A 25,352-nucleotide genomic window follows, 5' to 3' on the forward strand; every position below is an offset into this window, starting at 1 on the left:
GCCGTCACCCGCCTGCGCCGACTGCTGCGTGCATGGCTTGTTCCTCCACAGAGACGACGCGCCCCCGCAGTGAGTGGGTGCGCGCGTCGGTGATCTCAACTTCGGCAAAGCGGCCGATCCACGACGGATCACCCGGGAAGTTCACCACCCGGTTGCCCGAGGTGCGGCCACAGAGCTCGCTCGGGTCACGCCGGGACGGACCGTCGATCAGCACCGACTGCTTGGTGCCGAGCAGTGCACGGGCGGCGGCACTCTGCTGGTCGTGCAGGCGAGCCTGCAGGCGCTGCAGCCAGGCGCGCTTGTCGGCCTCGGGGACCCCGTCGTGGAGCTCCGCAGCCGGCGTCCCCGGCCGCGGGCTGTAGACAAAGCTAAAAGCGCCGCCGTCGAAACCGACGCGATCGACCAGGGCCAGGGTCTCTTCGAACTCGGCCTCGGTCTCACCGGGGAAGCCGACGATCAGGTCGGTGGCGAGCACCAGCCCGGGACGGACGGCGCGGATCTCCTCGATCAGTGCCTCGTAGGCGGCAGCATCGTGGCCGCGCTTCATGAGCTTGAGGATGAGGTCTGAGCCGCTCTGCACCGGCAGGTGGAGAAAATCGGCCAGCTCGGGTACCTCGCGGTAGGCGTCGATGAGCCCGCTATGGAACTCCGCCGGGTGCGAGGTGGTGAACCGGATGCGGTCGATTCCCGGGATCCGCGCCACCGCCTCGATGAGCAGGCCCAGATCGGCCGGGTCGCCGTCGTCGAGGGCGCCGGCGTAGGCGTTGACGTTCTGCCCGAGCAGGTTGACCTCGCGCACCCCCTGCCCGGCGAGGCTGCGCACCTCGGCGAGGACGTCGGCCACCGGCCGACTGATCTCGTCGCCCCGGGTGTAAGGCACCACACAGAAGGAGCAATACTTGCTGCACCCCTCCATCACCGAGACATACGCGGTAGGCCCCTCGGCCCGCGGCTGCGGCAGGTGGTCGAACTTCTCGATCTCGGGGAAGTCCGTGTCGACCTGTGCGCCCCCGCCGGCGCGCCGGCGCGCCAGCATCTGCGGCAGCCGGTGCAGGGTCTGCGGCCCGAAGACCAGGTCGACGAAGGGTGCGCGGCGCAGGATCTCGGCCCCCTCCTGGCTGGCCACACAGCCGCCGACGCCGATCAGCACCGAGGGGTTTTCCTGCTTGTAGCGCCGCCAGCGGCCGAGCTGCGAGAAGACTTTCTCTTGAGCCTTCTCGCGCACCGAGCAGGTATTGAGCAGCAGCAGGTCGGCCTCTTCGGGGCGCTCGACCCGGTGGGCGCCGGCCTGGCTGACCAGCACGTCGACCAGACGCTCGGCGTCGTAGTCGTTCATCTGGCAGCCCTGAGTCTCTACATAGACGCGCTCGCTCACCGTCTGCGCCACCTCGCGGTTTGCTCTCGCTTCACGGAATTCGTTTCCCGACATTCTAGCTTTGGCCATGCGGCACGCCCAACGACCCCGACGGTCATCCGGCAAGTGGCGCGAACAGCGCCACGCTGGCGTACCACAGGGCCGCCGCGGCGGCGCCGGCGGCGACGTCGTCGGCCATGATCCCCAGCCCGCCGTGCAGGCGCCGGTCGAGCCAGCGGATGGGGCCGGGTTTGAGGGCGTCGAAGAGTCGGAAGAGCACGAACAGCAGCGCGGCGTCCACCCACACGGAAAACACCCCGAAGCCGGTGACCAGCGGCAATGCGGCCACCAGGTAGCCCCCCACCTCGTCCCAGACAATGGCCGGGTGGTCGTGGACCCCGGCCTCCTCGGCCGCCCGGCCGCAGATCCAGACGCCGACGACGATCACCGCCAGGGTGACCAGCAGATAGAGGCTCAGCGGTGCGACATAGAGCAGCGCGAACAGCGGCAGCGCCGCCAGCGTGCCGAACGTCCCTGGCGCCCGCGGTGCCAAGCCAAGTCCGCCGGCGGTAGCGAGCCAGTGCAGGGGTCTACGCAGACGGAACGGTGTGTTCAAGAGCCCTCCGCGAAGTGGTCGTAGCCGCCGGGATCCAGGGCGCAGACCACCCCGCCGGCGTCCACGCCGCGCAGCCCGGGCGTCTCCTCGACCGTGCCGATGCGCGTCACCGGGGTGGCGGCATGCTCGCGCAGGCAAGCCATCTCATCCTCGCGCTCCACCGGCAAGGTGAAGCAGAGCTCGTAGTCATCGCCGCCGTGGAGCAGGTGGCGCAGATCCCCGCGCTCGTCGATGAAGGCCTGGGAGCGGGGCAGCGCCTCCAGCTCCAGAGTGCCCCCAACACCGCTCTCGTCGAGCACCCGCGACAGGTCGGCAGCCAGCCCGTCGGAGACGTCGATGGCCGCACTCGCCCGGCCGAGCAGGGCCGTCCCGGCCGCCACCCGCGGCTCGGGCCGGAACAGCCGCCCAGCCAGGTAGGCGGGGTCGCCGGCCAGGGGCGTCGCCTCCTCGCGCTCGAGCCACAGCTCCAGGCCGAGGGCCGCATCCCCCAGGGTGCCGGTGACCCAGATGCCGTCACCGGGCCGGGCACCGCCGCGACGCAGGCCGTGCTCGCCGGCGACCGAGCCGAGGGCGGTGACCGACACCGACAGCGGTCCGTGGGTGGTGTCACCCCCGACCAGGGCCACCCCGTGACGGTCGGCCAGCGCCTTGAAGCCAGCGCTGAAACGCTCTAGCCACTGCGGATCCTTCTCGGGCAGGGTCAGGGAGAGCAGGGCCCAGGCCGGCCGGGCACCGACGGCGGCCAGATCGCTGAGATTGACCGCCAGCACCCGGTGGCCCAACGCCTCCGGCGGGATGTCCCCGGGAAAGTGAATGTCCTCGACCAGGGTGTCGCAGCAGGCGGCCAGCAGGCCGGTGTCGGTGTGCAGCAGGGCCGCGTCGTCGCCGACCCCGAGCGCGACCCCGTCACGCTGCGCGGTCAGGTCGTGGAAATAGCGCTGGATGAGCGCTGCCTCGCCTCCGCCGATCACTGCCGATTCCCCCGCCCGGGTTTGCGCTCGCCCCGCTCGGCGGCGCGCAGCCCCACGGTGGCGCCGAAGCGGTCGAGCACGCCGTTGATGTAACGGTGCGACTGGTCGGCGCCGAAGCGGCGCGCCAGCTCCACCGATTCGTCGATGACCACGCGGTAGGGCACCTCCAGGCGCTCGGATAGCTCGTAGGCGCCGAGGCGCAGAATCGAGCGCTCCACCGGATCGAGCTGCGCCAGGGGCCGGTCGAGCAGCGCCGAAAGCTGCTCGTCGAGCTCCGCAGCACGGTCCGTGATCGCGTAGATCAGTTCGCGGAAGTAGGCCACGTCGATGTCACCGAGGCCGGCGGCGAGGAACTGCCGCTCGATGTCCTCGGCCGACGCGCCGGTGACCGCGTACTGGTAGAGCGCCTGGACGAGCTTGGAACGCGCCCGGGAGCGGCGCTTGCCTTCGCCTGAAGCCGCCATTACGCCTCGAGCTGCCGCATCAGGTCGACCATCTCCAGGGCCGAGAGCGCCGCCTCGGCGCCCTTGTTGCCGGCCTTGGTCCCGGCGCGCTCAATGGCCTGCTCGACGGTCTCGACGGTGAGAACCCCGTAGGAGACCGGCACGCCGGAGCCCATCATGGCCTGGGCAACGCCCTTGGTGCACTCGGCGGCCACGTACTGGTGGTGGTCGGTGCCGCCGCGAATGACGGCGCCGAGGGCAATCACCGCATCAGCGCGACCGGCGTCGGCCACGCGCTGGACCGCCAGCGGCAGCTCGAAGGAACCGGGCACGCGGATCAGCTCCAGATGCTCCTCCGGGACGCCGTGGCGCCGCAGGGTGTCGGCGGCGCCGTCGATCAGCCGATCGACGATGAGATCGTTGAAGCGCGCCGCCACGAGGGCGAACCGCGCGTCCTGCAGCGCGACGAGTTGTCCTTCGGTTACTTGCATGCCTGGTTTCCTGAAGAAAGTTTCGGTAGGACCGGCGCTTGCGCGGGTTCCGGCGCTAAACTACAAGCCCGGCGGGCGCCCCGCAAGCGCCGGCGGTCAGCCCTCGGGGGTGACGTACTCCACCACCTCCATGCCGAAGCCGGAGAGCGCGTGCATGCGACGCGGGGCGCTGAGCACGCGCATGCGGCGCACCCCGAGATCGGTGAGGATCTGCGCGCCGATGCCGTAGGTGCGCAGATCCAGTGGCACGCCGCCGCTCTCCTCGCTGCAGCCGCCGCCCTGGTAGCAGCGCATGTGCTCGAGGATGTCGTCGTTGGCGTCGGCATTGCGCAGCACCACCACCACGCCCGACTCGGCTTCGGCCACCTGGCGCAACGCCGAACGCAGCGGCCAGCCGCAGCGCGGCCCGGTGGCACCGAGCAGGTCGGCCAGCGGGTTCTCCAGGTGCACGCGCACCAACGCCGGGGTCTCCTCATCCACCTGCCCGGCGACCAGGGCGAAGTGGAGCGCGCCGCTGACATTGTCCTGGTAGGTGTGCATGCGGAAGGTGCCGTACTCGGTGGGCAGCTCGCAGGCGCCGACGTGCTCTACCGAGCGCTCGTTGCGCACCCGGTAGGCGATGAGATCGGCCACGGTGCCGATCTTCAGCCCATGGGTCCGGGCGAACGCCATGAGGTCGTCGCGCCGCGCCATGGTGCCGTCCTCGTTGAGGATCTCGACGATCACCGCCGCTGGGGCAAAACCGGCGAGTCGGGCCAGGTCGCAGCCGGCCTCGGTATGCCCGGCGCGGGTGAGCACGCCGCCGGGCTGGGCCATCAGCGGGAAGATGTGCCCGGGCTGGACCAGGTCCTCGGGGCGCGCACCCGGCGCCACCGCCGCCTGCACGGTTCGCGCCCGGTCGGCGGCCGAGATGCCGGTGGTCACACCCTCCGCCGCCTCGATGGAGACGGTAAAATTGGTGGTGTTCTTCTCATCGTTGTTATGGACCATCAGCGGCAGACGCAGCTGCTCGCAGCGCTCGCGGGTCAAAGTCAGGCAGATCAGGCCCCGGCCGTAGCGGGCCATGAAGTTGATGTCCTCGGGCCGGATGAGGCTCGCCGGCATCACCAGGTCGCCTTCGTTCTCCCGGTCCTCGTCGTCGAGGATGACCGCCATGCGCCCCTGGCGCAGGTCCTCGATGATCTCCTCGATACTGTTGAACTGCACCGTCTCGCTCATGCCCTCATCCATTCCCGAATCCGGCCTGTCGTAGCTGCTCAAGGGTCAGCCCACCGCCGCTGCCATCTCCTGTCCCGTCGCTTCCGGCGCTGAGCAGCCGCTCGACGTACCGCGCCACCAGGTCCACCTCGATGTTGACCGGATCGCCGGCGCGGCGTTCCCCCAGGTTGGTGGCGGCCAGGGTGTGCGGGATCAGGTTGACCTCGAAATCCCGCCCGGCAACGGTGTTGATGGTCAAGCTGACACCGGCCACGGCGATGGAGCCCTTGACGGCCACGTAGCGGGCGAGCCCCTCCGGGACCCGGAAGCGCCAGCGCTCGGAGCCACCGGCCGGCGCCCGCTCGACGACCTCGCCGACCCCGTCGACGTGCCCGGTGACCAGGTGGCCGCCCAGCGGCGTGGTGGGGGTGACCGCGCGCTCCAGATTCACCCGCGCACCGCTGCGCAGCCCGCCAAGGGTGGTGCAGCGCAGGGTCTCATCGGAGACGTCGGCACGGAACTGCCCATCCTCGATGCCAGTGGCGGTCAGGCAGACGCCGTCGACGGCGATGCTGTCGCCAACCCGACACTCGGCCAGCCCCAGGTCAGGGGCGTCGATGCGCAGGATCCGCCCGTCGCCGCTTTGCTCGATGGCGGCCACGCGGCCGCACGTCTCCACGATCCCGGTGAACATCCCGTTAATCCAACCTCGCGGTGATGCGGATTTCCTCCCCCACCCGGCGCACATCGCTGAACGCCAGCGGGCGGCGCTGGGCCATGGCGTCGATGCCGGGCAAAACCAGCAACGGCCGGGCCGCGTCGCCCATCAGGTGGGGGGCGGTGTAGACGATCAGCTCGTCGACCAGACCCGCCTGCACCCAGGCTCCGGCCAGGGTCGGCCCGGCCTCCACCCAGACCTCGTTGATCTCGCGATCGGCCAGGGCGTCGAGCACCGCACCCAGGTGGAGCCCTCCCTCCTGCAGAGGGATGGGCAGCAGCTCAGCCCCACAGCCGCGCAGCGCCCGCGCCCGGGCCTGGTTGACGTACTCGGCATGACCGACGAGCACCGGCCCCGGCGCCCGGAACAGCGCTGCCTGCGGCGGCGTGGTCAGGCGCGGGTCGAGGACCACGCGCAGCGGCTGTCGCTCGGCCGGAACCGCCGGTTCGACGTCGCGGGCATCCAGACGGGGGTCGTCCGCCCGCACGGTCCCCACCCCGGTGAGGACCGCCGCGGCCTGCGCCCGGCCCCGGTGGACATCGCGGCGCGCCGCCGCTGAGGTGATCCAGCGGCTCTCGCCGGAGGCCATGGCTGTGCGCCCATCCAAACTCGCCGCCAGCTTGACGCGTACCCACGGGCGCCCACCGGCGATCCGGCGCAGAAACCCACGGTTGAGCGCCTCGGCATCGGTGGCCAGCACGCCCTCGGTGACCGCTACTCCGGCGGCCTCGAGCTGCGCGATGCCGCCGCCGGCGACCCGGGGATTGGGGTCGCGGTGGCCAACCACCACCCGGGCCACACCGGCTTCGATCAGGGCGCGGGCACACGGAGGCGTGCGCCCGTAGTGGGCGCAGGGCTCCAGGGTGACATAGGCGGTGGCGCCGGCAGCCTCGCCGCCGGCCGCCTGCAGGGCCGCCGCCTCGGCGTGCGGCCCACCGGCCTGCTCATGGGCGGCCTCGGCCACCACCGCCCCGTCACGCACCAGCACGCAACCGACCCGCGGATTGGGGTGCGGCGGCGGGAACACTGCGGCCGCTCGCCGGACGGCGCGGGCCATCCAGCGGGCATCGTCCCGGTGGCTCTCAGTCGTCGTCACGCCGGTGCTGCTCCAGGCCTTCGATGACCTCGCGGAAGGCGCCGACATCCTCGAAACGGCGGTAGACCGAGGCGAAGCGGACATAGGCGACCACGTCGAGCTCGCGCAGCTCTTCCATCACGTACTCGCCAATGGTGCTGGCCCCCACCTCGCGGTCTCCGGCACCGGAGACCCGCTTGCAGACGCGGCGCACCGCCGCCTCGACGGCCTCAGTGGCCACCGGGCGCTTCTCCAGCGCCCGCCGGAAGCCAAGGCGCAGCTTGTCCTCGTCGAACGCCTCGCGCCGCCCGTCGGACTTCACCACCCGGGGGTAGACCAGTTCGGGGGCCTCGTGGGTGGTGAAGCGCTCGCCGCAGGACGGGCACTGGCGCCGCCGCCGCACCTGCTCCCCCTCACCGACCAGGCGGGAGTCGACCACGCGGGTGTCGGTGTTCTGGCAGTAGGGGCAGCGCATGGGCGGTCAGCCGTCGTCCGGCATCAGCCGTAGACCGGGAACTCGCGACAGATCTGCTGCACCTCGCCGCGCACGCGCTCGACCACCGACTCGTCGCCCATGTTGTCGAGGACGTCGCAGATCCAGTCGGCCAGGCGCGTGGCCTCGGCCTCCTTGAAGCCGCGGGTGGTGATCGCCGGCGTGCCGATGCGCAGGCCGCTGGTGACGAACGGCGACTGCGGGTCGTTGGGGACGGTGTTCTTGTTCACCGTGATGTTGGCCCGTCCCAGCGCGGCGTCCGCATCCTTGCCGGTGAGGTTCTTGGGGGTCAGATCCATCAGGAAGAGGTGGTTGTCGGTGCCGCCGGAGACGACGTTGTAGCCGCGCTCGATGACGCGCTGGGCCATGGCGCGGGCGTTGGCCACCACCTGCTCCTGGTACTGCTTAAACTCGGGCTCGAGGGCCTCCTTGAAGGCCACGGCCTTGCCGGCGATGGCGTGCATCAGCGGGCCGCCCTGAGTCCCCGGGAAGACCAGCGACTGGAACTTCTTCTCGAGATCCGGGTTGGAGCGGGCGAGGATGATGCCGCCGCGGGGACCGCGCAGGGTCTTGTGGGTGGTGGAGGTGACCGCGTCGGCATAGGGGATCGGGCTGGGGTAGACCCCGGCAGCGACCAGGCCGGCGATGTGCGCCATATCCACGACCAGGTAGGCGCCCACAGAGTCGGCGATCTGGCGCAGGCGCGCCCAATCGACCACCTGGGAGTAGGCGGAGAAGCCACCGATGACCATCTTCGGCTGGTGCTCGGTAGCCAGGCGCTGGATCTCGTCGTAGTCGATCTGGCCGTCGTCGTTGATGCCGTACTGGACGGCATTGAACAGCTTGCCCGAGAAGTTGACCTTGGCACCGTGGGTCAGGTGGCCGCCGTGATCGAGGCTCATGCCCAGGATGGTGTCGCCGGGCTGGAGCAGGGCATGGAAGACAGCAGCATTGGCCTGGGAGCCCGAGTGGGGCTGGACGTTGGCGTAGTCGGCGCCGAAGACCTGCTTGGCACGGTCGATGGCGAGCTGCTCGGCTACGTCGACGTGTTCACAGCCGCCGTAGTAGCGCTTGCCGGGGTAGCCTTCGGCATACTTGTTCGTCAGCACGCTGCCCTGCGCTTCCATCACGCGGGGACTGGCGTAGTTCTCGGAGGCGATCAGCTCGATGTGATCCTCTTGGCGCTGGCGCTCGTCCTCGATAGCGGCTGCCAGCTCCGGGTCGTAACCCGCGATGGTCATGTCTCGGGAGAACATATCGACTCCTTGCTCGGCTTGGGATCCGGCATTGCACAATCCGCCAGTATAACCGAAATTCCTCCCGGGTCCGAATCGCGCGCCGGTCGCCTTATGCATCAGGGCGATAGCGCCGCGGATGGAGGCTCGGCGGGGAACGCGCCCTTGGGCCCGGCCCCTCCAGCCACGCGCCCGCCGAAGCCCCGGTCGGCGGAGGCGCCCCCGGCTTGCCGGATCATTGCGGACGCGCCGAGCAGCACAGCCCCGGCGGGGGATCAGCGCGAAGCTTTGCCGGTTCGCGCTGATCAGCGAGGTTCTGTCTGAGCGGCGCGCCAGCGCCGCGAGTTTAGCGAGCGGCCCCGCCGGGGTGAGCAACACAGGGAACCCCGCCGATAGGCGGGGCGCGTTCGCCGATCCGGCAAGCCGGGGGGCGCCTCCGCCGACCGGGGCATCGGGCTGGGCGTACCGGCCAGGTCGCGCGCGTTTCCCACCCCGCCTCCACGCGCCGTCCACTGTAGCGGATCGACCCTTGGAGCCCGCCGCAGCGATCTTCCTATACTGTGGGGTATGAGCCTCAGCGCCCGAACCTACAGCCGCGCCGAACAGGCCGCCGACCGAATCCTGCACTGGGTGGCCATCGCCGCCGCCCTGGCCGGAGCGGCCGTTCTGGTCACCCTGGCCATCCAGCGTGGCGACCCGACCCTGATCGGCAGCGTCACCCTCTACGGGCTGGCGCTGGTCGCCCTGTTTCTAGCCTCGGCGCTGTGCAACCACGACCTCACCGACCACCACTCGACGCGCGCCGAACGGCTGCGCCGCCTGGATCACGCGACGATCTTCTTTATGATCGCCGCGACCTACACCCCGTTCACCGTCAACGCCCTCGAGCCACCCCACGGCTGGGCGCTGCTGGCCTTCGTGTGGGCGGTCGCGCTGATCGGCATCGGCGCCAAGCTCCTGCTGCCCCGGCCGCCGGGCCGGGCGTTCTCGGTGGTCCTGTGCCTGACCCTAGGCTGGTCGGTGGTGGTCGTCCTCGATCCGCTGGTGGCGGCACTGTCCACGGCCGGGCTAATCCTGCTGGTACTCGGCGGCGTCCTGTACAGCGCCGGGGTACTGCTCTACCTCTGGCACCGCCTGCCCTACCACCACGTCGCCTGGCACGGGATGGTCCTCGCCGCCGCCAGCTGTCACTATGCAGCCGTTCTGGCGGGCGTAGTCCTGGCGCCGGAACCGACCCAGCTCTGATCCCTCCGGGGCACCTGCGTAACGGGCCGACATGACCGATCTACTGCTCTTCGCCGCCGGGCTGGCCGGCGTCATTGCCGGTGCCGAGCTGCTCGTCCGCGGCGCCAGCCAGTTGGCCCGGCGGCTGGGCCTCGCTCCGCTGGTCATCGGACTGACCGTGGTCGCCTTCGGCACCAGCGCCCCGGAACTGGCCATCACCCTGCGGGCCGCCTTCACCGACCACGCCGCCGATCTGGCACTGGGCAACGTCGTCGGCAGCAACATCGCCAACATCCTGCTGGTGCTCGGACTGGCGGCGCTGATCGCGCCGATCGTCGTCGCGCGGCGGCTGATCCGCATCCACGTGCCAGTGATGCTGGCCGCCTCGCTGCTCACCTTGCTCCTCGCCCGGGACGGGACGCTGGCCGGTTTGGACGGCGTGATCCTGCTCACCGGGTTGGCCGGCTATCTGGCCCTGACCCTGGCCCGGGACCGGGGCCAAATCGCGGCCGAGGCCGAACCGAGCGCTCCAGCACGCCTCCCCGGGGCCCTGCTGCGACTGGTGATAGGCATCCCGTTGCTGGCCGTGGGCGCCTTCCTGCTGGTGGACGCGGCGGCGGCGCTGGCCGCGGCACTGGGGATCAGCGATCTGGTCATCGGCCTGACCCTGGTGGCAGTGGGCACGTCACTGCCGGAGATCGCCACCACGGTCAGCGCCTACCGGCTCGGCGACCGCCAGATGGCGGTCGGCAACCTGGTCGGCAGCAATATCTTCAACCTCCTGGCCGTCCTCGGCCTGGCCGCTCTGGCCGCGCCTGGCGGGGTGACGGTGAACGCCGCCGCCCTCGCCTTCGACCTGCCGGTGATGCTCGCCGTCGCCTTCGCCTGCCTGCCCGTTTTCTTCACCGGGCACACCGTCGCCCGCTGGGAGGGGGCGCTGTTCCTTGGGTATTACGCCGCCTACTGCGCCTTCCTGTTCCTGGCCGCGGCGCAGCACCAGGCCCTGGGCCCCTTCAGCGCCGTGATGCTCGGTTTCGTGGTGCCCCTGACGCTGATCACGCTGGCCGTGGGCGTCACGCGGCAGCTGCGCGACTACCGCCGCGGGTTGTATAGTTGACGTGACACCCGAACCCTCTGGGAGTAGCCGACGATGAGCCGCCACTTCGACGCCGCCGCCGGCCTATGCGAGCAGCCAGAGCCGGAGACCGACGGTTTCAAGCTCAACCACACCATGCTGCGCATCAAGGATCCGCAGCGCTCCCTGGACTTCTACACCCGGGTACTGGGTATGCGCCTGGTGCGCCGCCTGGACTTCGAGGAGATGCGCTTTACGCTCTACTTCCTCGCCTTCCTGGACGACCGCCAGGCTGCCGAGGTCCCCAGCGAGGATGGTCCGCGCACCACCTGGAACTTCGGCCGCGAGGGGGTGCTGGAGCTGACCCACAACTGGGGCGACGAGAGCGACCCGGAGGTGGCCTTCCACGACGGCAACACCGAGCCCAAGGGCTTCGGCCATATCGCCATCACCGTCCCCGACGTCTACAGCGCCTGCGAGCGCTTCGAGGCGCTGCAGGTAGACTTCGTCAAGCGCCCTCAGGAGGGCCGGATGCAGGGCATCGCCTTCATTCGCGATCCGGACGGCTACTGGATCGAGGTGGTGCAGCCCGATCTGCTGGAACGCCAGGGGCTGGGCTGATCATGCCCGGCCTTTTGATGCTGCTCGGGATGGCGGTGCTGATCGTCGCCGGCATCGCCGTGCGCGAGCGCACCGAGGTGATCAGCAACACCGCGTTCATCCTCGCGGCGGTGCTGCTGATCCTGGCCATCCTCGCCTTTACGCGGACGATCTGAGCTTCAGCGCGGCCGACCGGCGAGGGCATGCAGCACCTCGCCCAGGCAGGCAGTCAGCCGGCGAGCCGCGTCGAGGTGCAGGAACTCGTCCGGGCCGTGGGCGTTGGAGCCGGGCCCGGCCACGCCGGTGACCAGGTACTGCGCCGCGGGGAAACGCCGCTCCAGCCAGTTGAGCAGCGGGATGGTCCCGCCCTCGCCCATGTGCACCGGTGCCGCTCCGAAGTGGCCCTGCGAGGCCTCCTCCAGGGCGCCGGAGAGCCATGGCTCAGGCTCCGGCGCGGCCCAGCCGGAAGCCACCGCATCGGGCTCGAAGCGCACCCGCGCCCGGGCCGGCGGATCCTCGCAGAACAGCGTCTCCAGCCCCTCGGCCACGGCCTCCGCATCGACGGTGGGCGGCAGGCGGAGCGCCAGCTTGGTGGCGGTGAACGGGCGCAGCACGTTGCCGGCGGCCTCCACCGGGGGCAGCCCCTCGGCACCGACCACCTCCAGCGCGGCGCGCCAGGTGCGATCGAGGATGCGCTCGGCGGGGTCTTCGGACTGCGCCTCGACCCCGCGCAGGAAGGGGTAGCGGTCGCGAGTCAGGTCGCCGAGCACGGCGCCGGCGTGCTCGGCCTGCTGCCGGCGCAGACCGGGGATGGTGACGCCGCAGAGCTGCGGCAGTACGCGGCCGGTCTCGGGATCCTCAAGGCGGCTGAGGAGCTGGCGCAGGATGCGGAAACTCGACGGCACCACGCCGCCGGCGTCGCCGGAGTGCACCCCCTCACGGAGCACATCCACGCGCAGGGTACCGGTGATCATGCCGCGCAGCGAGGTGGTATTCCACAGTCGGTCGTAGGTCCCGCACCCGGCGTCGGGGCAGACGATGAGATCCGGCTGGCCGATGCGCGGTGCCAGGGCATCGAGGTAGGCCGGCAGGTCGAAACTGCCGCTCTCCTCGCACGCCTCGATGACCAGCACGCAGCGGGGATGGCGCAGCCCCGCCGCCTGCAACTCGGCGATGGCCACCACCGCCGAGAAGACGGCGTAGCCGTCGTCCACCGCACCGCGCCCGTAGAGCCGGCCCTCGCGCACCACCGGCTCCCAGGGACCGAGGCCATCAGACCAGCCCGTATTCTCCGGCTGTTTGTCCAGGTGACCGTAAAGCAACGCAGTGCCCGCCGAATCGTCGCTTCCGGGCAGATCGACGAACAGCAGCGGGGTCCGCCCCTCGAGCCGCTCGATGCCCACCTCTGCACCGGGCAGGTGGCGCTGACAGAAGGCCTCCGCCAGCTCCAGCGCCCGGTCCAAGTGGCCGTTGGCCGCCCACTCCGGGTCGAAGTGCGGCGATCGGGCCGGGATGCGCACGAACTGCTCCAGGGCCGGCAGGGCCTCCCGGTTCCAGGTATCGATCACCCGCTGCGTTTCCAGGACGTTAGCCACCTTGTTCCTCCGCCAGCTCTTGAATCACTTGGTCGTGGATGCTGCGCGCTGACTCGTCGGCGAGGACGAAGCAGGCGCGCCGTACGTGCCGGAGCTGCGCCGCCGTGCTGCGCAGGGTGCCCACGGCGACGCGGGCGGCGCGCTCCATGGGAAACCCGAAGGCACCAGTGGACAACGCCGGCATGGCCAGGCTGGTCAGCCAGTGCTCCTCGGCGCGGCGCAGCGCGTTGCGGTAGCAGGCGGCGAGCAGCTGCTCGCCGGGCTCGTCGACGCCGTAGACCGGCCCGAGGCAGTGGATGACGTGCCGGTTCGGCAGGGCGAAGCCGGAGGTGATCACCGCCTGCCCCGGCTGGATGGGCGCCAGCGGCCGGCACGCTTCGGCCAGCTCCGGGCCGGCGGCGCGATGCAACGCGCCGGCGACCCCGCCGCCGGGCATCAGCTGGGCATTGGCGGCATTGACCACGGCATCGCAATCATCCTGGGCGGCAATGTCCCCCACCCGCGTCTCTACAATGAGATCCGCGAATCGTGCCTGCATCCTCCCTCCTGACAACGGCGCCCGGCAACCGGCTGGCCACCGGGGCAACGTGACAAGGCCTCTTCCGGGAAGGTAGCAGTCAGGAGCCGCCGCGGGCCTCACGGATGGCCTCGTAGGCGGCCCGGATCTGGCGGGTCCGCTCGCCGGCGGCCTCCAGCTCCTCCTCCGAGACGCCCCGGGCAATCAGTCGGTCGGGGTGGCTCTGACTGATCGCGCGCCGGTAGGCCCTGCGCACCTCGTCACTACTCGCCCCGCGACTGAGCCCAAGCAGCCGGTAGGCGTGGTCCAGGGTCGGGCGCACGCCGCGGCGGACCGTGCCGCGGCGCAGCTCGGCCAGTCGGGCGTCGAGGTCGGCCCGGGACACCCCCACCTGGTGCCAGATGCGGCGCAGCAGTCTTTCCCGCGGCGCATCCAGGGCGCCATCAGCCAGCGCCACGCGCAGCTGGAACTCCAGAAAGCGGGCCAGCTCCTGGGGACGGTTGCGGCCAACCACCCGCAGCAGGCCAAGCACAGGACGCAGCGGGGCGTCGGGCGCCTTGCCGCGGTTGAAGATGGTGATCGCCCGCCGGCGGCCACGCTCGTCCAGCGGCAGCTCTCCCAGCACCCGGCGGGCGGCGGCGATCTCCTGCTCGCTGACGCGGCCGTCGCTCTTGGCCAGATGACCCATGGTCAGGGCCGTAGCGCCGAGGAAAAGACGCTGCGTGCGGCCCAGGCCGCAGCCGCTCCAGACCAGCCCCACGACCTGGGTCAGGCGCACCCACAGATCGATCAGGGCCCCCACGGCCAAGCCCGCCACCGCCCCGCTCCAGCCGGCGATGAGCCAGCCGCCGAGGGTGGCGAGGATCCGCCCCGACCAGCGGCGAACTATGCGGTACGGCTGCTGCATCCACCTCACCTTCCAGCGCGGGCCAAGGATACCCGAGCGGCTGCGTCGAGGGCAGCCCGCTTGCATCCCCGGCCGCGTTTTACAATGCTCGTCGATCGGGTGACCCTTAGGGGACACGGACGCTGCCAACAAGAAGGGGAATCATCGTGCCGGACAAGCATGTCGCAGTCGTCGGCGGAGGGATCGCCGGCGCCGGAGCCGCCTGGCTGCTGGCGGGCCGGCATCGGGTCACGCTCTTCGAGGCCGAGGACTACGTCGGTGGCCACACCTGCACCATCGACGCCCGCCTGAGCGACGGCCACCACCCGGTGGACACCGGGTTCATGGTCTTCAACCCGCGCAACTACCCCCACCTGTGCGCCCTGTTCGACCACCTGGGCATTGAGGCCCAGGCCTCGGACATGTCCTTTGCCTGCGCCGACCGCGACGACGACCTGGAGTATAACGGCGAGAGCCTGCGCGGGCTTTTCGCCCAACGGCGCAACCTGGTCCGCCCGGGCTTCCTGCGCATGGTCTACGACATCCTGCGCTTCAATCGCCGCGCCAAGCGCGATCTGGCCGGCAGCCTGGACGACCACCTGCCACTGGGCGAGTACCTGGACGCCGGCGGGTACGGCCCCGGGTTCCGCCGCCACTACCTGATGCCCATGGCCGCGGCGATCTGGTCCGCCTCGCCGAGCACCCTGCGCGCCTTCCCGGCCCGGCGCTTCCTGGCCTTCTTCCGCAACCACGGACTGCTCGATCTGGCCGACCGCCCGCAGTGGCACACCGTCCCCGGTGGCGCGCGGCGCTATATCGACCAGCTCCTGCCGGCCCTCCACGCGGTGCACACCAGCACGCCGGTGCGTCGGGTCCAGCGCCTAGACGCAGGAGGCGTGCGGCTGAGCGGTGACGACGGCGAACTGGGCGAGTTCGACGAGGTAGTCCTGGCCGCCCACGCCGACCAGACGCTGGCCATGCTCGACGCCCCCACCGACGAGGAGGCCCGGCTGCTCGGCCAATGCCGCTTCCAGGACAACCTGGCGCTGCTGCACACCGACCCCTCGGCCATGCCGCAACGCCGCCGCATCTGGGCCAGCTGGAACCACATCAGCGCCGCCGACGAGCAATCCCGGCGCCCGGTCTCGGTCACCTACTGGCTGAACCGCCTGCAGCAGGTGCCCAGCGAGCAGAACATCTTCGTCAGCCTCAACCCAGTGGACGCCATCGACGACGCCTACGTGCAGCGGCGGCTGGCCTTCACGCACCCGGTCCTCGACGGGGACGCCGCCGCCGCCCAGGACGCGCTGCCGGCGATCCAGGGCCGCGACCGGCTGTGGTTCTGCGGCGCGTGGACCGGCTTCGGCTTCCACGAGGACGGTCTGCGCTCGGCGGTGCGCGTCGCCGAGCAGCTCGGCTGCCCGCCGCCGTGGGGCGGCGAGGCGCAGGCCGCCCCGGCCAGCGCCACCGCGGCCGCCGGACAGCCGGCGGGGGAGGCGGCATGATCGAAGCCCCTGCGCTCTACGTCGGTGGGGTCACCCACCGGCGCAGCATCGCGCCGCAGTACCATTTCCGCTACCGCTACGCCGCGTTCCTCTTCGACGTTGACGACCTCCCGGCGCTGGATGCGCGGTGCCGGCTATTCGCCTACAACCGCAGCGGGCCGATCAGCCTTCACGATCGGGACTACGGCCCGCGGGACGGTACGCCGCTGCGCCCGTGGATCGATTCGGTGCTGGCCGAGCGCGGCCTGGACACGGCGGACGGCCGCGTCCTGCTGCTGACCGTGCCCCGAGTGCTCAACCACGCCTTCAATCCGCTGTCGGTGTGGTTCTGCCTCGACCGGGACGAGCGCCCGCGCGCCGTGCTCTGCGAGGTGCACAACACCTTCGGCGAGGTCTACGGCTACCTGCTCCACCAGGACGGGGCGCCCATGCCTTTCCCCATTCGCAGCCAGGCCACCAAGGTCTTTCACGTCTCGCCGTTCCTGCCCGTCGACGGCGAGTACCGCTTCCGCTTCTCGGCGCTGACCGAGTCGCTGGCGGTGGCCATCGGCTACCATGGCGAGGAGGGGCGCCGCCTGTCGGCGGTGCAGACCGGTGAGCGCCGTTCGCTGACCGACGGTCAGCTGCTGCGCATCCTCGGCCGGCTGCCGCCGCCGGGGATCCGCGCCCTGGTCGGCATCCACTGGCAGGCGCTGAAGATCTACCTGCGCGGTGGCCGATTCCACAGCAAACCCGAATCACCCAAGGAGCTCGTTGGATGACGCAGATCAGCCAAACCGGATCTGCCCGCACACAACCCGGTGTGCCGCTGGCAGCGCGGCCGCTGATCCGTTGGCTGGCGCGCTTTCGCACCGGCACCTTGCGCCTGCACCTGCCCGACGGCCGCTCGCTGATGTTCGGCGGCGAGATCGATGGCCCAGCTGCCGAGATGACCCTGCACCGGCCGGCCCGACTGGTCGCGCGCGTCCTGCACCGCGGCGACATCGGCTTCGCCGAGAGCTTCATGGCCGGCGAGTGGGACACCCCGGCGCTGGCGCCGCTGATCCAGGTGATGGCCAGCAATGAACACGCCTACAACGCCACGCCGGCAGGGCGCTGGTACACCCGCGCCCTGCTCGGGCTGCTGCACCGACTGCGCGCCAACACCCTGCGCGGCAGCCGGCGCAACATCGCCTACCACTACGACCTGGGCAACGACTTCTACCGCCTGTGGCTGGACGAGACCATGACCTACTCCTCGGCACTCTTCGCCGAGCCCGAACAGCCACTGGCCGACGCACAGCGCAACAAGTACCGGCGCACCCTCGATGAGCTGGGCGCGCAGCCCGGTGAGCGGGTGCTGGAGATCGGCTGCGGCTGGGGCGGTTTCGCCCGGGAGGCAGCCGGTGCCGGGTTGGCGGTGACCGGGCTGACGCTCTCCCGCGAGCAGCTGGCCTGGGCGCAGTCGGCGCTGGCCGAGGCGGACCTGAACGACCGGGCCGATCTGCGCCTGCAGGACTACCGCGAGGTGTCCGGGCAGTTCGACCACATCGTCTCCATCGAGATGTTCGAGGCCGTCGGCCAGGAGCACTGGCCCGCCTTCTTCGACACCGTCTACCGCTGCCTGCGCCCCGGCGGGCGGGCTCTGCTGCAGATCATTACCATCGACGAGGCATCCTGGCCGGTCTACACCGGTGGCCCGGACTTCATCCAGCGCTACATCTTCCCCGGCGGCATGCTGCCCACCGAGCACCACGTCCGCGAGGGCCTCGGCGCCGCCGGGCTGCACTGCGAGCGGGTGACCAGCCACGCCGGTGATTACGCCGACACGCTGCTGGCGTGGCATGAGCGTTTCCTCGCCTGTAGCGACCAGGTCCGGGCACAGGGCTTTGACGAGCGCTTCCGGCGCATGTGGCGCTATTACCTCGGCTACTGCGAGGGCGGCTTCCGTTGCGGGCGCATCGATCTGCAGCGTTTCCTGGTCCGGCGCCCGCATGCCTGACGAGACGCCGGTCTATCCGATCCGCACCGTCGCGGAGTTCACCGGCGTCAACCCGGTCACCCTGCGGGCGTGGGAGCGTCGCTACGGACTCATCCGTCCACACCGCACCGCCAAGGGCCACCGCCTCTACTCGGAGGGCGATATCGCGCGGATCCGGCGGATCCTCCAGCTCCTCGACCGCGGGGTGCTGATCAGCCGGGCCCGCGAAGCGCTCGCCGCCGAGGAGAGCGGCGAGGAGATCGCCGCCGGTGAGGAGCCTTGGCCGGCCTGGCGCAGCCACCTGGCCCGGGCCCTGGCGCGTTTCGAGCCCGCCGCTCTGGACGGCGCCCTGAGCGAGCTGCTCAGCCTCTACCCGGTGGACCGGGCGGCGAGCCACGTTCTGCTGCCGGTGCTCAGCGAGCGCCTGGCCGGCGATGCCGAGGCGGTGGCCGAGGGGCACCTGCTGGCCGCTTACCTGCGCGGGCGCCTGGGGCACCTGGCCAATCGGGCGCCGGCGCAGGGCCAGGGGCAGCGCCTGCTGCTGGCCGCACCGGCGCAGCCGGGACCCGCCACCGGCGTCACCGGCGTGGCCCTGTGCATCCTGGCGCTGACCGCCCTGAACCGGGGCCACCACCCGGTACTGCTCGGCGAGGCGGTGCCGGCGGCGGCCATCGATGCCGGGGCCCGCCGCGCTGCGGCGGACCACCTGCTGCTCTACGGCGGCGCCCATCCGGCGGCAGCCTGGGACGAGGCAGTAGCCAACCTGGCCGGCGGCTGGCCGGGCCAGACGGCGGTCACCGGCCCGGCCGCTGAGCAGCCCGATGGCCTGCCGGCCGGGGTGCGGGCCCTGGCCGGCGAGCCCCACCAGGTCATCGACCGCCTCTGCCACCCACCGCAACAGGGAGACTGAGCCGTGAGCACCGCCCTTGTCTGGCTGCGCCGGGACCTGCGCCTGGCCGATCAGCCGGCCCTGGCCCGCGCCGCACAGGCTGCGGAGCGCATCGCCCCGGTCTACATCCACGCCCCGGAGGAAGCCCGACCCGCCGCCGGCGCAGCCAGCCTGTGGTGGCTGCACCACAGCCTCGCCGCCCTGGACGCCGAGCTGGCCGCCGCCGGCAGCCGGCTTTGCCTGGACAGCGGATCGAGCGCCGAGCGGCTGTGCCACTGGGCGCAGATCAGCGACGCCACGGTGGTCTACTGCACGGCCATCGCCGAGCCGTGGGCCCGACAGCAGGAGGCTGCCGTCGCCGAGGCGCTGGCCGGGATCGGGGCCCGCCTGGAGGTCCTCCCCGACGGCCTGCTCACCGACCCGAGCGCTGTGCGCAACCGCAGCGGCACCCCGTACCGAGCCTTCACCCCCTTCTGGCGCAGTGTCCGCGCGCAGCTGGATCCACCACGTCCGACTTCGCCCCCGGCACTGCCCGGTTTGCCGGAGGCCATCCCGGAACCACAGCCGCTGGAGGCACTGGGGTTGCTGCCGCGTATCCGCTGGGACGAAAAACTGGCTGCCTCCTGGCAGCCCGGTACCGTCGGCGCCACGCAGCGCCTGGAGCGGTTCCTGGAAACGGCAGCAACCGCTTACGCCGAGCAGCGCGACTACCCGGCGCGACCAGGGACCTCGCGGCTGTCGCCGCACCTGCACTTCGGCGAGGTCAGCATCCGCACGCTCTGGCACGCCGTACACGACGCGCGGCAGGCGCAGCCGGCGGCGGCCGAGGCCCTGGACACCTTCCTTGCCGAACTGGGCTGGCGGGAGTTCGCCTACCACCTCCTCTGGCAGCAGCCGCAGCTGCACGACACACCCATCGACAAGCGGTTCGGCCGCTTCGCCTGGCGCGAGGATCCGGACGGCGCCCTGCTCGACGCCTGGCGCCGGGGTGCGACCGGCGTACCCCTGGTGGATGCCGGCATGCGCGAGCTCTGGGCCACCGGCTGGATGCATAACCGGGTGCGCATGGTGGTCGGCTCCTTCCTGGTCAAGAACCTGCGCCTGCCCTGGCAGCACGGCGAGGCGCACTTCCGCGATACGCTGGTGGACTGGGATCTGGCCAGCAACAGCATGGGCTGGCAGTGGGTCAGCGGCTGCGGTGCCGACGCCGCCCCCTATTTCCGCGTCTTCAACCCGGTCCGCCAGGGCGAGCGCTTCGACCCGGATGGCGAGTATGTCCGGCAGTGGGTCCCCGAGGTCGCCGGCCTGCCCAAGAGCCATATCCACCAACCCTGGGCGGCGCCCGCCGACACCCGGGCGCGCTGCGGCCTGCGCCTCGGGCACAACTACCCCGAGCCGCTGGTCGATCTGGCCACCAGCCGCAAGGAGGCGCTGGCAGCATTCCAGGCCCTCGGGTAGGGTAGGGTGCATGACAACAAGTACGCCCGTTTCCCAGACCCGCATCCAGAGCTTGCCGCTGCTGCACAGCGGCAAGGTCCGTGACATCTACGCCGTGGACGACCAACGGCTGCTGATCGTGGCCACCGATCGGCTCTCGGCCTTCGATGTCATCCTTCCGGACCCGATCCCCGACAAGGGGGCGGTGCTGACCCGGGTCTCGAACTTCTGGTTCCGCAAGACTGGGCACTTGGCCGCCAACCACCTGCTCGATACCCCACCGGAGTCGGTGGTGGCCCCGGAAGAGGCCGATCAGGTCCGCGAGCGCGGCGTGGTGGTCCGCCGCCTGCAGGCACTGCCCGTGGAGGCCATCGTCCGCGGCTACCTGGCTGGCTCCGGGTGGCAGTCCTACCAGCAGGACGGCACCGTCTCCGGGGTCGCCCTGCCCGGCGGCCTGCGCCAGTCGGACCGACTGCCCGAACCAATCTTCACGCCGACCACCAAGGCCGCTGTCGGCGACCACGACGAGCCGATCTCGTTCGCTCAGACCGTCGAGCTCATCGGCGCCGATCTGGCCGAACGGATCCGCACCATCGCCCTGGAGATCTTCGCGTTGGCCACCGAGCACGCGGAAGCCCGCGGGCTGATCATCGCCGATACCAAGCTGGAGTTCGGCGTCACACCGGAGGGCGAGCCGGTGATCATCGACGAGCTGCTGACCCCGGACTCGTCGCGCTTCTGGCCGGCCGACGCCTGGCAACCCGGCACTGCGCCCCCGGCCTTCGACAAGCAGTACATCCGCGATCACCTCGAGGCGCTGGGCTGGGACAAGCGCCCGCCGGCGCCCCACCTGAGCGACGACGTGATCCGCAGAACCGCGGATAAGTACCGCGAGGCCGAGCGCCTGCTCACCCGCTAGGCGCCGTCCGCGGAGCCGCGGCCATGGACCGACCCACGGGGCAGAATTGATCATGCACAATACAGACGTCGCGAATGTGGTAGAGTCACCCCGTCAGGGCATCAACCCCGCGGAGTGGATCCCCATGGAGCCAAGCGACTGCGAGAACTGCGCCATCCGCTCCGTCGCGCTGTTCGGCGAGATCGACCCGCAGACTGTCGCGCAGCTTCAGGATCAGGCCCAGGAGTTCCGCGAACCGGCGGGGACGGTGCTCTACCAGGAAGGCGGCAGCGCCGACTCGGCCTTTACCCTGCGCGAGGGCATCATCAAGCTGGTGCGCAACCAGCCCGGCGGGCGCGAGCAGATCGTGCGCCTGCTGGTCGGCGGCGACTTCTTCGGTGCCGAGGGGCTGTTCGGCGACGCCCACCACCACAGCGCCATCGCGCTCACCCCGGTCTCCCTGTGCCGGCTGCCCAACACCCTGCTGGAGCAGCTGCGCACCGCCGATCCGACCTTCACCAACGCCCTGCTCAACCGGTGGCGACGCGCCCTCAACGAGGTCGAGACCTTGGCCCTGGATCTGGGTGCGCGCAAGGCCGAGGAGCGCGTGGCCTCGTTCCTGCTCCATTGGCAGACCAAGCACGGCTGCCAGGCCGAGTGGCTGCCGCTGCCGCTGTCGCGCAGCGAGCTAGGCGACCTGCTCGGCCTGCGGGTAGAGACGGTCAGCCGGGTGATGGCGCGCTGGAAGCGCGAGCGGGTCTTCGAGGAGCGTGGCGGCCACGTGCGCCTGCTCGACGCCGACGAACTCCACCAGCTCGTGGAAAGCGCCCGCAGCACCTAGCCACCCGGCGGGCCACCCCCGCCCGGCGCCCGCCGCCAAAACCGCTTCTGAATCGCAAAACCAAAACCGCCCCACCCGGCGATGCCGGATGGGGCGGTGGCTACAGCGAATGCCGCAGCTGGTCAGGCGCGCATCAGCGCCACCGTGGTGTCGAGCATGCGGTTGGAGAAGCCCCACTCGTTGTCGTACCAGGCGCAGGCCTTGATCAGGCGACCGCCCATGGCGCGGGTGAGGGTGGCATCGAAGATGCTCGACGACGGGTTGTGGTTGAAGTCGATGGAGACCAGCGGGTCTTCGTTGTAGGCGAGCACGCCGGCGAGCTCACCCTGGGAGGCCGCCTTCACCACCTGATTGACCTCCTCGACGCTGGTGTCGCGGGAGGCGGTGAAGGTCAGATCCACCAGCGAGACGTTGATCGTCGGCACGCGGATGGCGAAGCCGTCGAGCTTGCCGTTGAGCTCGGGCAACACCAGACCCACCGCCGCGGCGGCACCGGTCTTGGTCGGGATCTGCGAATGGGTGGCGCTGCGGGCGCGGCGCAGATCCTTGTGGAAGACGTCGGTCAGCACCTGGTCGTTGGTGTAGGCGTGAACCGTGGTCATCAGGCCGGCCTCGACCCCGATCTTGTCCTGGATGGCCTTGACCATGGGCGCCAGGCAGTTGGTGGTGCAGGAGGCGTTGGAGACCACCTCGAGCTCCGGGGTCATCTGCTGATGGTTGACGCCGTAGACGAAGGTGCCGTCCACGTCCTTGCCGCCGGGAGCAGAGATCACCACCTTCTTGGCACCAGCCTGGATGTGGGCACCGGCAGCCTCCTTGGTGGTGAACAGCCCGGTGCACTCCATGACGACATCGACCCCGAGGTCCTTCCACGGCAGGTCGGCGGGGTTGCGCTCGGCGCAGACCTTGATGCGGTCGCCGTTGACCACCAGGTCACCGCCTTCCACCTGCACATCGCCGGGGAAGCGGCCGTGGGCCGTGTCGTAGCGGGTCAGATGGGCGTTGGTCTCGGCGTCGCCGAGGTCGTTGATGGCGACGATGCGGATCTCGTCGGTGCGGCCGCTCTCGTAGAGCGCGCGCAGGACATTGCGGCCGATACGCCCGTAACCGTTGATCGCTACGTTGATGGTCATGGATCCTCCTCCCTCAATTACGCTTCATCTTGAATCTGCTGCGGTACTCGCCGGCGCCCCCGCCGTCCTGCACCGCGTCCGTTGCGTCGAAACGGCGACCGCGGCAGTGTAACCGATCCATCCGCGCTGCGGGGATACAGGCCATCAAGATTGAGGATGCCGGTAATTAGCTGGCGCGATAGCTGATTTGTCAGGGGCTTGCCATGGATGATCACTACCTCTTCACCTCGGAGTCGGTCTCGGAGGCCCATCCGGACAAGATGGCCGACCGAATCTCCGACGCCGTGGTCGACGCCGCCCTCGCCACCGACCCCCACGCCCGGGTGGCCTGCGAGACGGCGATCAAGACCGGCATGGTGCTGCTCTTCGGCGAGCTCACCACCTCGGCGTCCATCGACTTCGAACGGGTCGTTCGCGAGACCGTCCGCGACCTCGGCTACAGCGGCTCGCAGCTCGGCTTCGATGCCGACACCTGCGCGGTTCTCCACGCCCTGGGCCAGCAGTCGCCGGACATCGCCCGGGGGGTCGACCGCGACGACCCGCAGAGCCAGGGAGCCGGTGATCAGGGGCTGATGTTCGGCTACGCCTGCGACGAGACCCCGGCCCTGATGCCCGCCCCCATCCATCACGCCCACCGGCTCATGGAGCGTCACGCCCGGCTCCGCCGCGCCGGCAGCCTGCCGTGGCTACGCCCCGACGCCAAGTGTCAGGTCACCTGCCGCTACGCCGACGGCGAGCCGGTGGCCATCGACGCGGTGGTGCTCTCCACCCAGCACAGCGAGGCGGCGAAGCTGGAAACGGTGCGCGAGGCGGTCATCGAGGAGATCCTGCGCCCCACCCTGCCAGCGAGCTGGCTGGATGAGCGGACCCGCTTCTACATCAACCCCACCGGCCGCTTCGTCGTCGGCGGGCCGCTGGGCGATGCCGGGCTCACTGGGCGCAAGGTGGTAGTGGACACCTACGGCGGCATCGCCCGCGTCGGTGGCGGCTGCTTCTCGGGCAAGGATCCGTCCAAGGTCGACCGCTCGGCGGCCTACGCCTGCCGGTACGTGGCCAAGAACCTGGTCGCCGCCGGTCTCGCCCGCCGCTGCGAGGTGCAGGTCGCCTACGCCATCGGGGTCGCGGAGCCGGTCTCGATCTCGGTGGAGACCTTCGGGACCGGGGTGCTGCCGCGGGCCCGGCTGACCGAACTGGTCCGCCGCCACTTCGATCTACGCCCCTACGCCATCATCCGCGACCTCGGGCTGCTGCGCCCGGTCTATCAGATGACCGCCGCCCACGGGCACTTTGGCCGCGACGGCGAGGCCTTCACCTGGGAGCGCACCGACCGCGCCCAGGCCCTGGCCGCCGACGCCGGGCTCTAACCGCGGCGACGAACGCCCCGAGGAGGACACCCATGGCACTGAACTGGATCCCGCAAGGCGGTGAGGTCCTGATCCAGGGGGCCAGCCGCGGCATCGGGCTGCAATTTGTCGAGCAGTGCCTGGCGCAGGATCGGATCGCGCGGGTCTGGGCCTCCTGCCGGGATCCGGCGCGGGCGCAGGCATTGCAGGCGCTGGCCGAGGCCCATCCGCAACGGCTGCGGCTGCTGACCCTAGACGTGACCGAGGAGTCGACCATCCAGGACGCGGCGGCGGAGGTGGCGGCGGCGCAAGGCCGGCTGCATCTGGTGGTCAACGCCGCTGGGCTGCTGCACGACCGGGCCCGGCGGATCCGGCCGGAGAAGCGGCTGGAGGCGGTCACGCCAGAGGCGCTCTCCGCGCTGTTTCAGGTCAACGCCGCCGGCCCGCTGCTGGTCGCGCGTCACTTCCTGCCCCGGCTTGAGCACGGCGATCCGGCGGTCTTCGCGGCGATCTCGGCGCGGGTGGGCTCGATCGGTGACAACCGCAAGGGGGGCTGGTACGCCTACCGGGGCTCGAAGGCGGCGCTGAACCAGTTCATCCGCACCCTGGCGGTGGAGTTCGAGCGCCGGGCACCTCAGGTCAGCTGCGTGGCGCTGCACCCGGGGACGACGGACACGGATCTCTCGGCGCCGTTCCAGGCCTGGGTGCCGACCGATCAGCTGTTCCCGCCACAGCGCACGGTGCGCCAGCTGCTGGCGGTGATCGATGGCCTCGATGCCTCGGACAGCGGCGGGTTCTTCGCCTGGGACGGGCAGCCCATCCCCTGGTAGGGGCGCATCGGGCCTTCGGGCCTGGC

At 70.8% G+C, this 25,352-nt stretch carries 27 protein-coding genes; 13 read left to right on the top strand and 14 right to left on the bottom strand.

Features of this window, described 5'->3' with window-relative positions:
• Positions 1 to 4 precede the first annotated feature (4 nt).
• The 10 genes from miaB to glyA all read right to left on the bottom strand — a co-directional run bounded on the left by miaB (position 5) and on the right by glyA (position 8,614).
• A complete protein-coding gene (miaB, locus tag LRF89_RS10130) occupies positions 5 to 1,375 on the bottom strand; it encodes a tRNA (N6-isopentenyl adenosine(37)-C2)-methylthiotransferase MiaB (RefSeq protein ID WP_238637016.1) in 1,371 nt (456 codons plus the stop codon).
• A gap of 94 nt (positions 1,376 to 1,469) precedes the next feature.
• Positions 1,470 to 1,970 (bottom strand): phosphatidylglycerophosphatase A family protein, encoded by a 501-nt coding sequence (locus LRF89_RS10135; RefSeq protein WP_201169454.1) that lies wholly within the window; start codon positions 1,968 to 1,970, stop codon positions 1,470 to 1,472.
• Positions 1,967 to 2,941 (bottom strand): thiamine-phosphate kinase, encoded by a 975-nt coding sequence (thiL, locus tag LRF89_RS10140; RefSeq protein WP_338018462.1) that lies wholly within the window; start codon positions 2,939 to 2,941, stop codon positions 1,967 to 1,969. Before thiL ends, LRF89_RS10135 begins: the two co-directional genes overlap by 4 nt.
• On the bottom strand, positions 2,938 to 3,405 hold the full coding sequence (gene nusB / locus LRF89_RS10145; protein WP_201169456.1) for a transcription antitermination factor NusB: 468 nt from the start codon (positions 3,403 to 3,405) through the stop codon (positions 2,938 to 2,940). Before nusB ends, thiL begins: the two co-directional genes overlap by 4 nt.
• Positions 3,405 to 3,875, bottom strand: coding sequence for a 6,7-dimethyl-8-ribityllumazine synthase (ribH, locus tag LRF89_RS10150; RefSeq protein ID WP_011813696.1), 471 nt, complete (start codon positions 3,873 to 3,875; stop codon positions 3,405 to 3,407). The genes nusB and ribH overlap by 1 nt, the downstream gene beginning before the upstream one ends.
• A 96-nt stretch (positions 3,876 to 3,971) precedes the next feature.
• The gene (ribBA, locus tag LRF89_RS10155) at positions 3,972 to 5,093 is read right to left on the bottom strand and encodes a bifunctional 3,4-dihydroxy-2-butanone-4-phosphate synthase/GTP cyclohydrolase II (protein WP_238634782.1); all 1,122 of its coding nucleotides are present in this window, start codon (positions 5,091 to 5,093) and stop codon (positions 3,972 to 3,974) included.
• A gap of 4 nt (positions 5,094 to 5,097) precedes the next feature.
• Positions 5,098 to 5,766 (bottom strand): riboflavin synthase, encoded by a 669-nt coding sequence (locus LRF89_RS10160; RefSeq protein ID WP_238634044.1) that lies wholly within the window; start codon positions 5,764 to 5,766, stop codon positions 5,098 to 5,100.
• A gap of 4 nt (positions 5,767 to 5,770) precedes the next feature.
• A complete protein-coding gene (gene ribD, locus LRF89_RS10165) occupies positions 5,771 to 6,886 on the bottom strand; it encodes a bifunctional diaminohydroxyphosphoribosylaminopyrimidine deaminase/5-amino-6-(5-phosphoribosylamino)uracil reductase RibD (protein ID WP_238637017.1) in 1,116 nt (371 codons plus the stop codon).
• The gene (gene nrdR / locus LRF89_RS10170; protein ID WP_201169462.1) at positions 6,873 to 7,340 is read right to left on the bottom strand and encodes a transcriptional regulator NrdR; all 468 of its coding nucleotides are present in this window, start codon (positions 7,338 to 7,340) and stop codon (positions 6,873 to 6,875) included. The genes ribD and nrdR overlap by 14 nt, the downstream gene beginning before the upstream one ends.
• A gap of 23 nt (positions 7,341 to 7,363) precedes the next feature.
• Positions 7,364 to 8,614 carry a serine hydroxymethyltransferase gene (gene glyA / locus LRF89_RS10175; RefSeq protein WP_238637018.1) on the bottom strand — a complete coding sequence of 417 codons (1,251 nt, stop codon included), beginning with the start codon at positions 8,612 to 8,614 and terminating at the stop codon, positions 7,364 to 7,366.
• Positions 8,615 to 9,160: 546 nt separating this feature from the next.
• On the opposite strand from glyA, the gene trhA reads away from it, so the two are divergent.
• The 4 genes from trhA to LRF89_RS10195 are packed head-to-tail and all read left to right on the top strand — an operon-like array spanning position 9,161 to position 11,668.
• Positions 9,161 to 9,838, top strand: a complete 678-nt coding sequence (gene trhA, locus LRF89_RS10180; RefSeq protein WP_201169466.1) for a PAQR family membrane homeostasis protein TrhA — start codon at positions 9,161 to 9,163, stop codon at positions 9,836 to 9,838.
• Between the two features lie 31 nt (positions 9,839 to 9,869).
• Positions 9,870 to 10,934 (top strand): calcium/sodium antiporter, encoded by a 1,065-nt coding sequence (locus LRF89_RS10185; protein WP_201169467.1) that lies wholly within the window; start codon positions 9,870 to 9,872, stop codon positions 10,932 to 10,934.
• 33 nt (positions 10,935 to 10,967) lie between these two features.
• On the top strand, positions 10,968 to 11,513 hold the full coding sequence (gene gloA / locus LRF89_RS10190) for a lactoylglutathione lyase (RefSeq protein WP_238633366.1): 546 nt from the start codon (positions 10,968 to 10,970) through the stop codon (positions 11,511 to 11,513).
• Between the two features lie 2 nt (positions 11,514 to 11,515).
• The gene (locus LRF89_RS10195; protein WP_201169471.1) at positions 11,516 to 11,668 is read left to right on the top strand and encodes a hypothetical protein; all 153 of its coding nucleotides are present in this window, start codon (positions 11,516 to 11,518) and stop codon (positions 11,666 to 11,668) included.
• Positions 11,669 to 11,671: 3 nt separating this feature from the next.
• Here the strand turns inward: LRF89_RS10195 and LRF89_RS10200 are convergent, their stop codons facing one another.
• From LRF89_RS10200 to djlA, 3 genes are all read right to left on the bottom strand, one after another.
• Positions 11,672 to 13,087, bottom strand: coding sequence for a M20/M25/M40 family metallo-hydrolase (locus LRF89_RS10200; protein ID WP_201241478.1), 1,416 nt, complete (start codon positions 13,085 to 13,087; stop codon positions 11,672 to 11,674).
• Positions 13,080 to 13,625, bottom strand: a complete 546-nt coding sequence (locus tag LRF89_RS10205; RefSeq protein WP_201169475.1) for a macro domain-containing protein — start codon at positions 13,623 to 13,625, stop codon at positions 13,080 to 13,082. The genes LRF89_RS10200 and LRF89_RS10205 overlap by 8 nt, the downstream gene beginning before the upstream one ends.
• 79 nt (positions 13,626 to 13,704) lie before the next feature.
• Complete coding sequence (gene djlA, locus LRF89_RS10210; protein WP_201169478.1) at positions 13,705 to 14,511, bottom strand: co-chaperone DjlA; 807 nt, start codon at positions 14,509 to 14,511, stop codon at positions 13,705 to 13,707.
• A 146-nt stretch (positions 14,512 to 14,657) separates the two neighbouring features.
• Here djlA and LRF89_RS10215 point away from each other — a divergent pair, with 146 nt between their 5' ends.
• From LRF89_RS10215 to LRF89_RS10245, 7 genes are all read left to right on the top strand, one after another.
• Positions 14,658 to 15,995: an FAD-dependent oxidoreductase gene (locus tag LRF89_RS10215; protein WP_201169481.1), complete on the top strand. Its 1,338-nt coding sequence runs from the start codon at positions 14,658 to 14,660 to the stop codon at positions 15,993 to 15,995.
• Positions 15,992 to 16,756, top strand: a complete 765-nt coding sequence (locus LRF89_RS10220; protein WP_201169484.1) for a DUF1365 domain-containing protein — start codon at positions 15,992 to 15,994, stop codon at positions 16,754 to 16,756. Before LRF89_RS10215 ends, LRF89_RS10220 begins: the two co-directional genes overlap by 4 nt.
• Positions 16,753 to 17,976, top strand: a complete 1,224-nt coding sequence (locus LRF89_RS10225; RefSeq protein WP_201169486.1) for an SAM-dependent methyltransferase — start codon at positions 16,753 to 16,755, stop codon at positions 17,974 to 17,976. Before LRF89_RS10220 ends, LRF89_RS10225 begins: the two co-directional genes overlap by 4 nt.
• Positions 17,969 to 18,865, top strand: a complete 897-nt coding sequence (locus LRF89_RS10230; RefSeq protein WP_201169489.1) for a MerR family transcriptional regulator — start codon at positions 17,969 to 17,971, stop codon at positions 18,863 to 18,865. Before LRF89_RS10225 ends, LRF89_RS10230 begins: the two co-directional genes overlap by 8 nt.
• Positions 18,866 to 18,868: 3 nt before the next feature.
• Positions 18,869 to 20,302 carry an FAD-binding domain-containing protein gene (locus LRF89_RS10235; RefSeq protein WP_201169492.1) on the top strand — a complete coding sequence of 478 codons (1,434 nt, stop codon included), beginning with the start codon at positions 18,869 to 18,871 and terminating at the stop codon, positions 20,300 to 20,302.
• Positions 20,303 to 20,312: 10 nt separating this feature from the next.
• Positions 20,313 to 21,200, top strand: a complete 888-nt coding sequence (locus LRF89_RS10240; RefSeq protein WP_201169495.1) for a phosphoribosylaminoimidazolesuccinocarboxamide synthase — start codon at positions 20,313 to 20,315, stop codon at positions 21,198 to 21,200.
• Positions 21,201 to 21,324: 124 nt separating this feature from the next.
• The gene (locus LRF89_RS10245) at positions 21,325 to 22,020 is read left to right on the top strand and encodes a Crp/Fnr family transcriptional regulator (protein ID WP_201169498.1); all 696 of its coding nucleotides are present in this window, start codon (positions 21,325 to 21,327) and stop codon (positions 22,018 to 22,020) included.
• 122 nt (positions 22,021 to 22,142) lie between these two features.
• On the opposite strand, the gene gap is transcribed toward LRF89_RS10245, so the two are convergent.
• The gene (gene gap / locus LRF89_RS10250; RefSeq protein WP_201169501.1) at positions 22,143 to 23,153 is read right to left on the bottom strand and encodes a type I glyceraldehyde-3-phosphate dehydrogenase; all 1,011 of its coding nucleotides are present in this window, start codon (positions 23,151 to 23,153) and stop codon (positions 22,143 to 22,145) included.
• A 203-nt stretch (positions 23,154 to 23,356) separates the two neighbouring features.
• Here gap and metK point away from each other — a divergent pair, with 203 nt between their 5' ends.
• Together metK and LRF89_RS10260 are read left to right on the top strand one after the other, a co-directional pair.
• Entirely contained in the window at positions 23,357 to 24,517 is a 1,161-nt protein-coding gene (gene metK / locus LRF89_RS10255; RefSeq protein ID WP_201243061.1) for a methionine adenosyltransferase, read from the top strand.
• 32 nt (positions 24,518 to 24,549) lie between these two features.
• Positions 24,550 to 25,326: an SDR family oxidoreductase gene (locus tag LRF89_RS10260; RefSeq protein ID WP_201169504.1), complete on the top strand. Its 777-nt coding sequence runs from the start codon at positions 24,550 to 24,552 to the stop codon at positions 25,324 to 25,326.
• Positions 25,327 to 25,352: the final 26 nt, after the last annotated feature.

This window comes from Halorhodospira sp. 9621, assembly GCF_022228055.1.
Classification (GTDB): Bacteria; Pseudomonadota; Gammaproteobacteria; order Nitrococcales; family Halorhodospiraceae; genus Halorhodospira; species Halorhodospira halophila_A.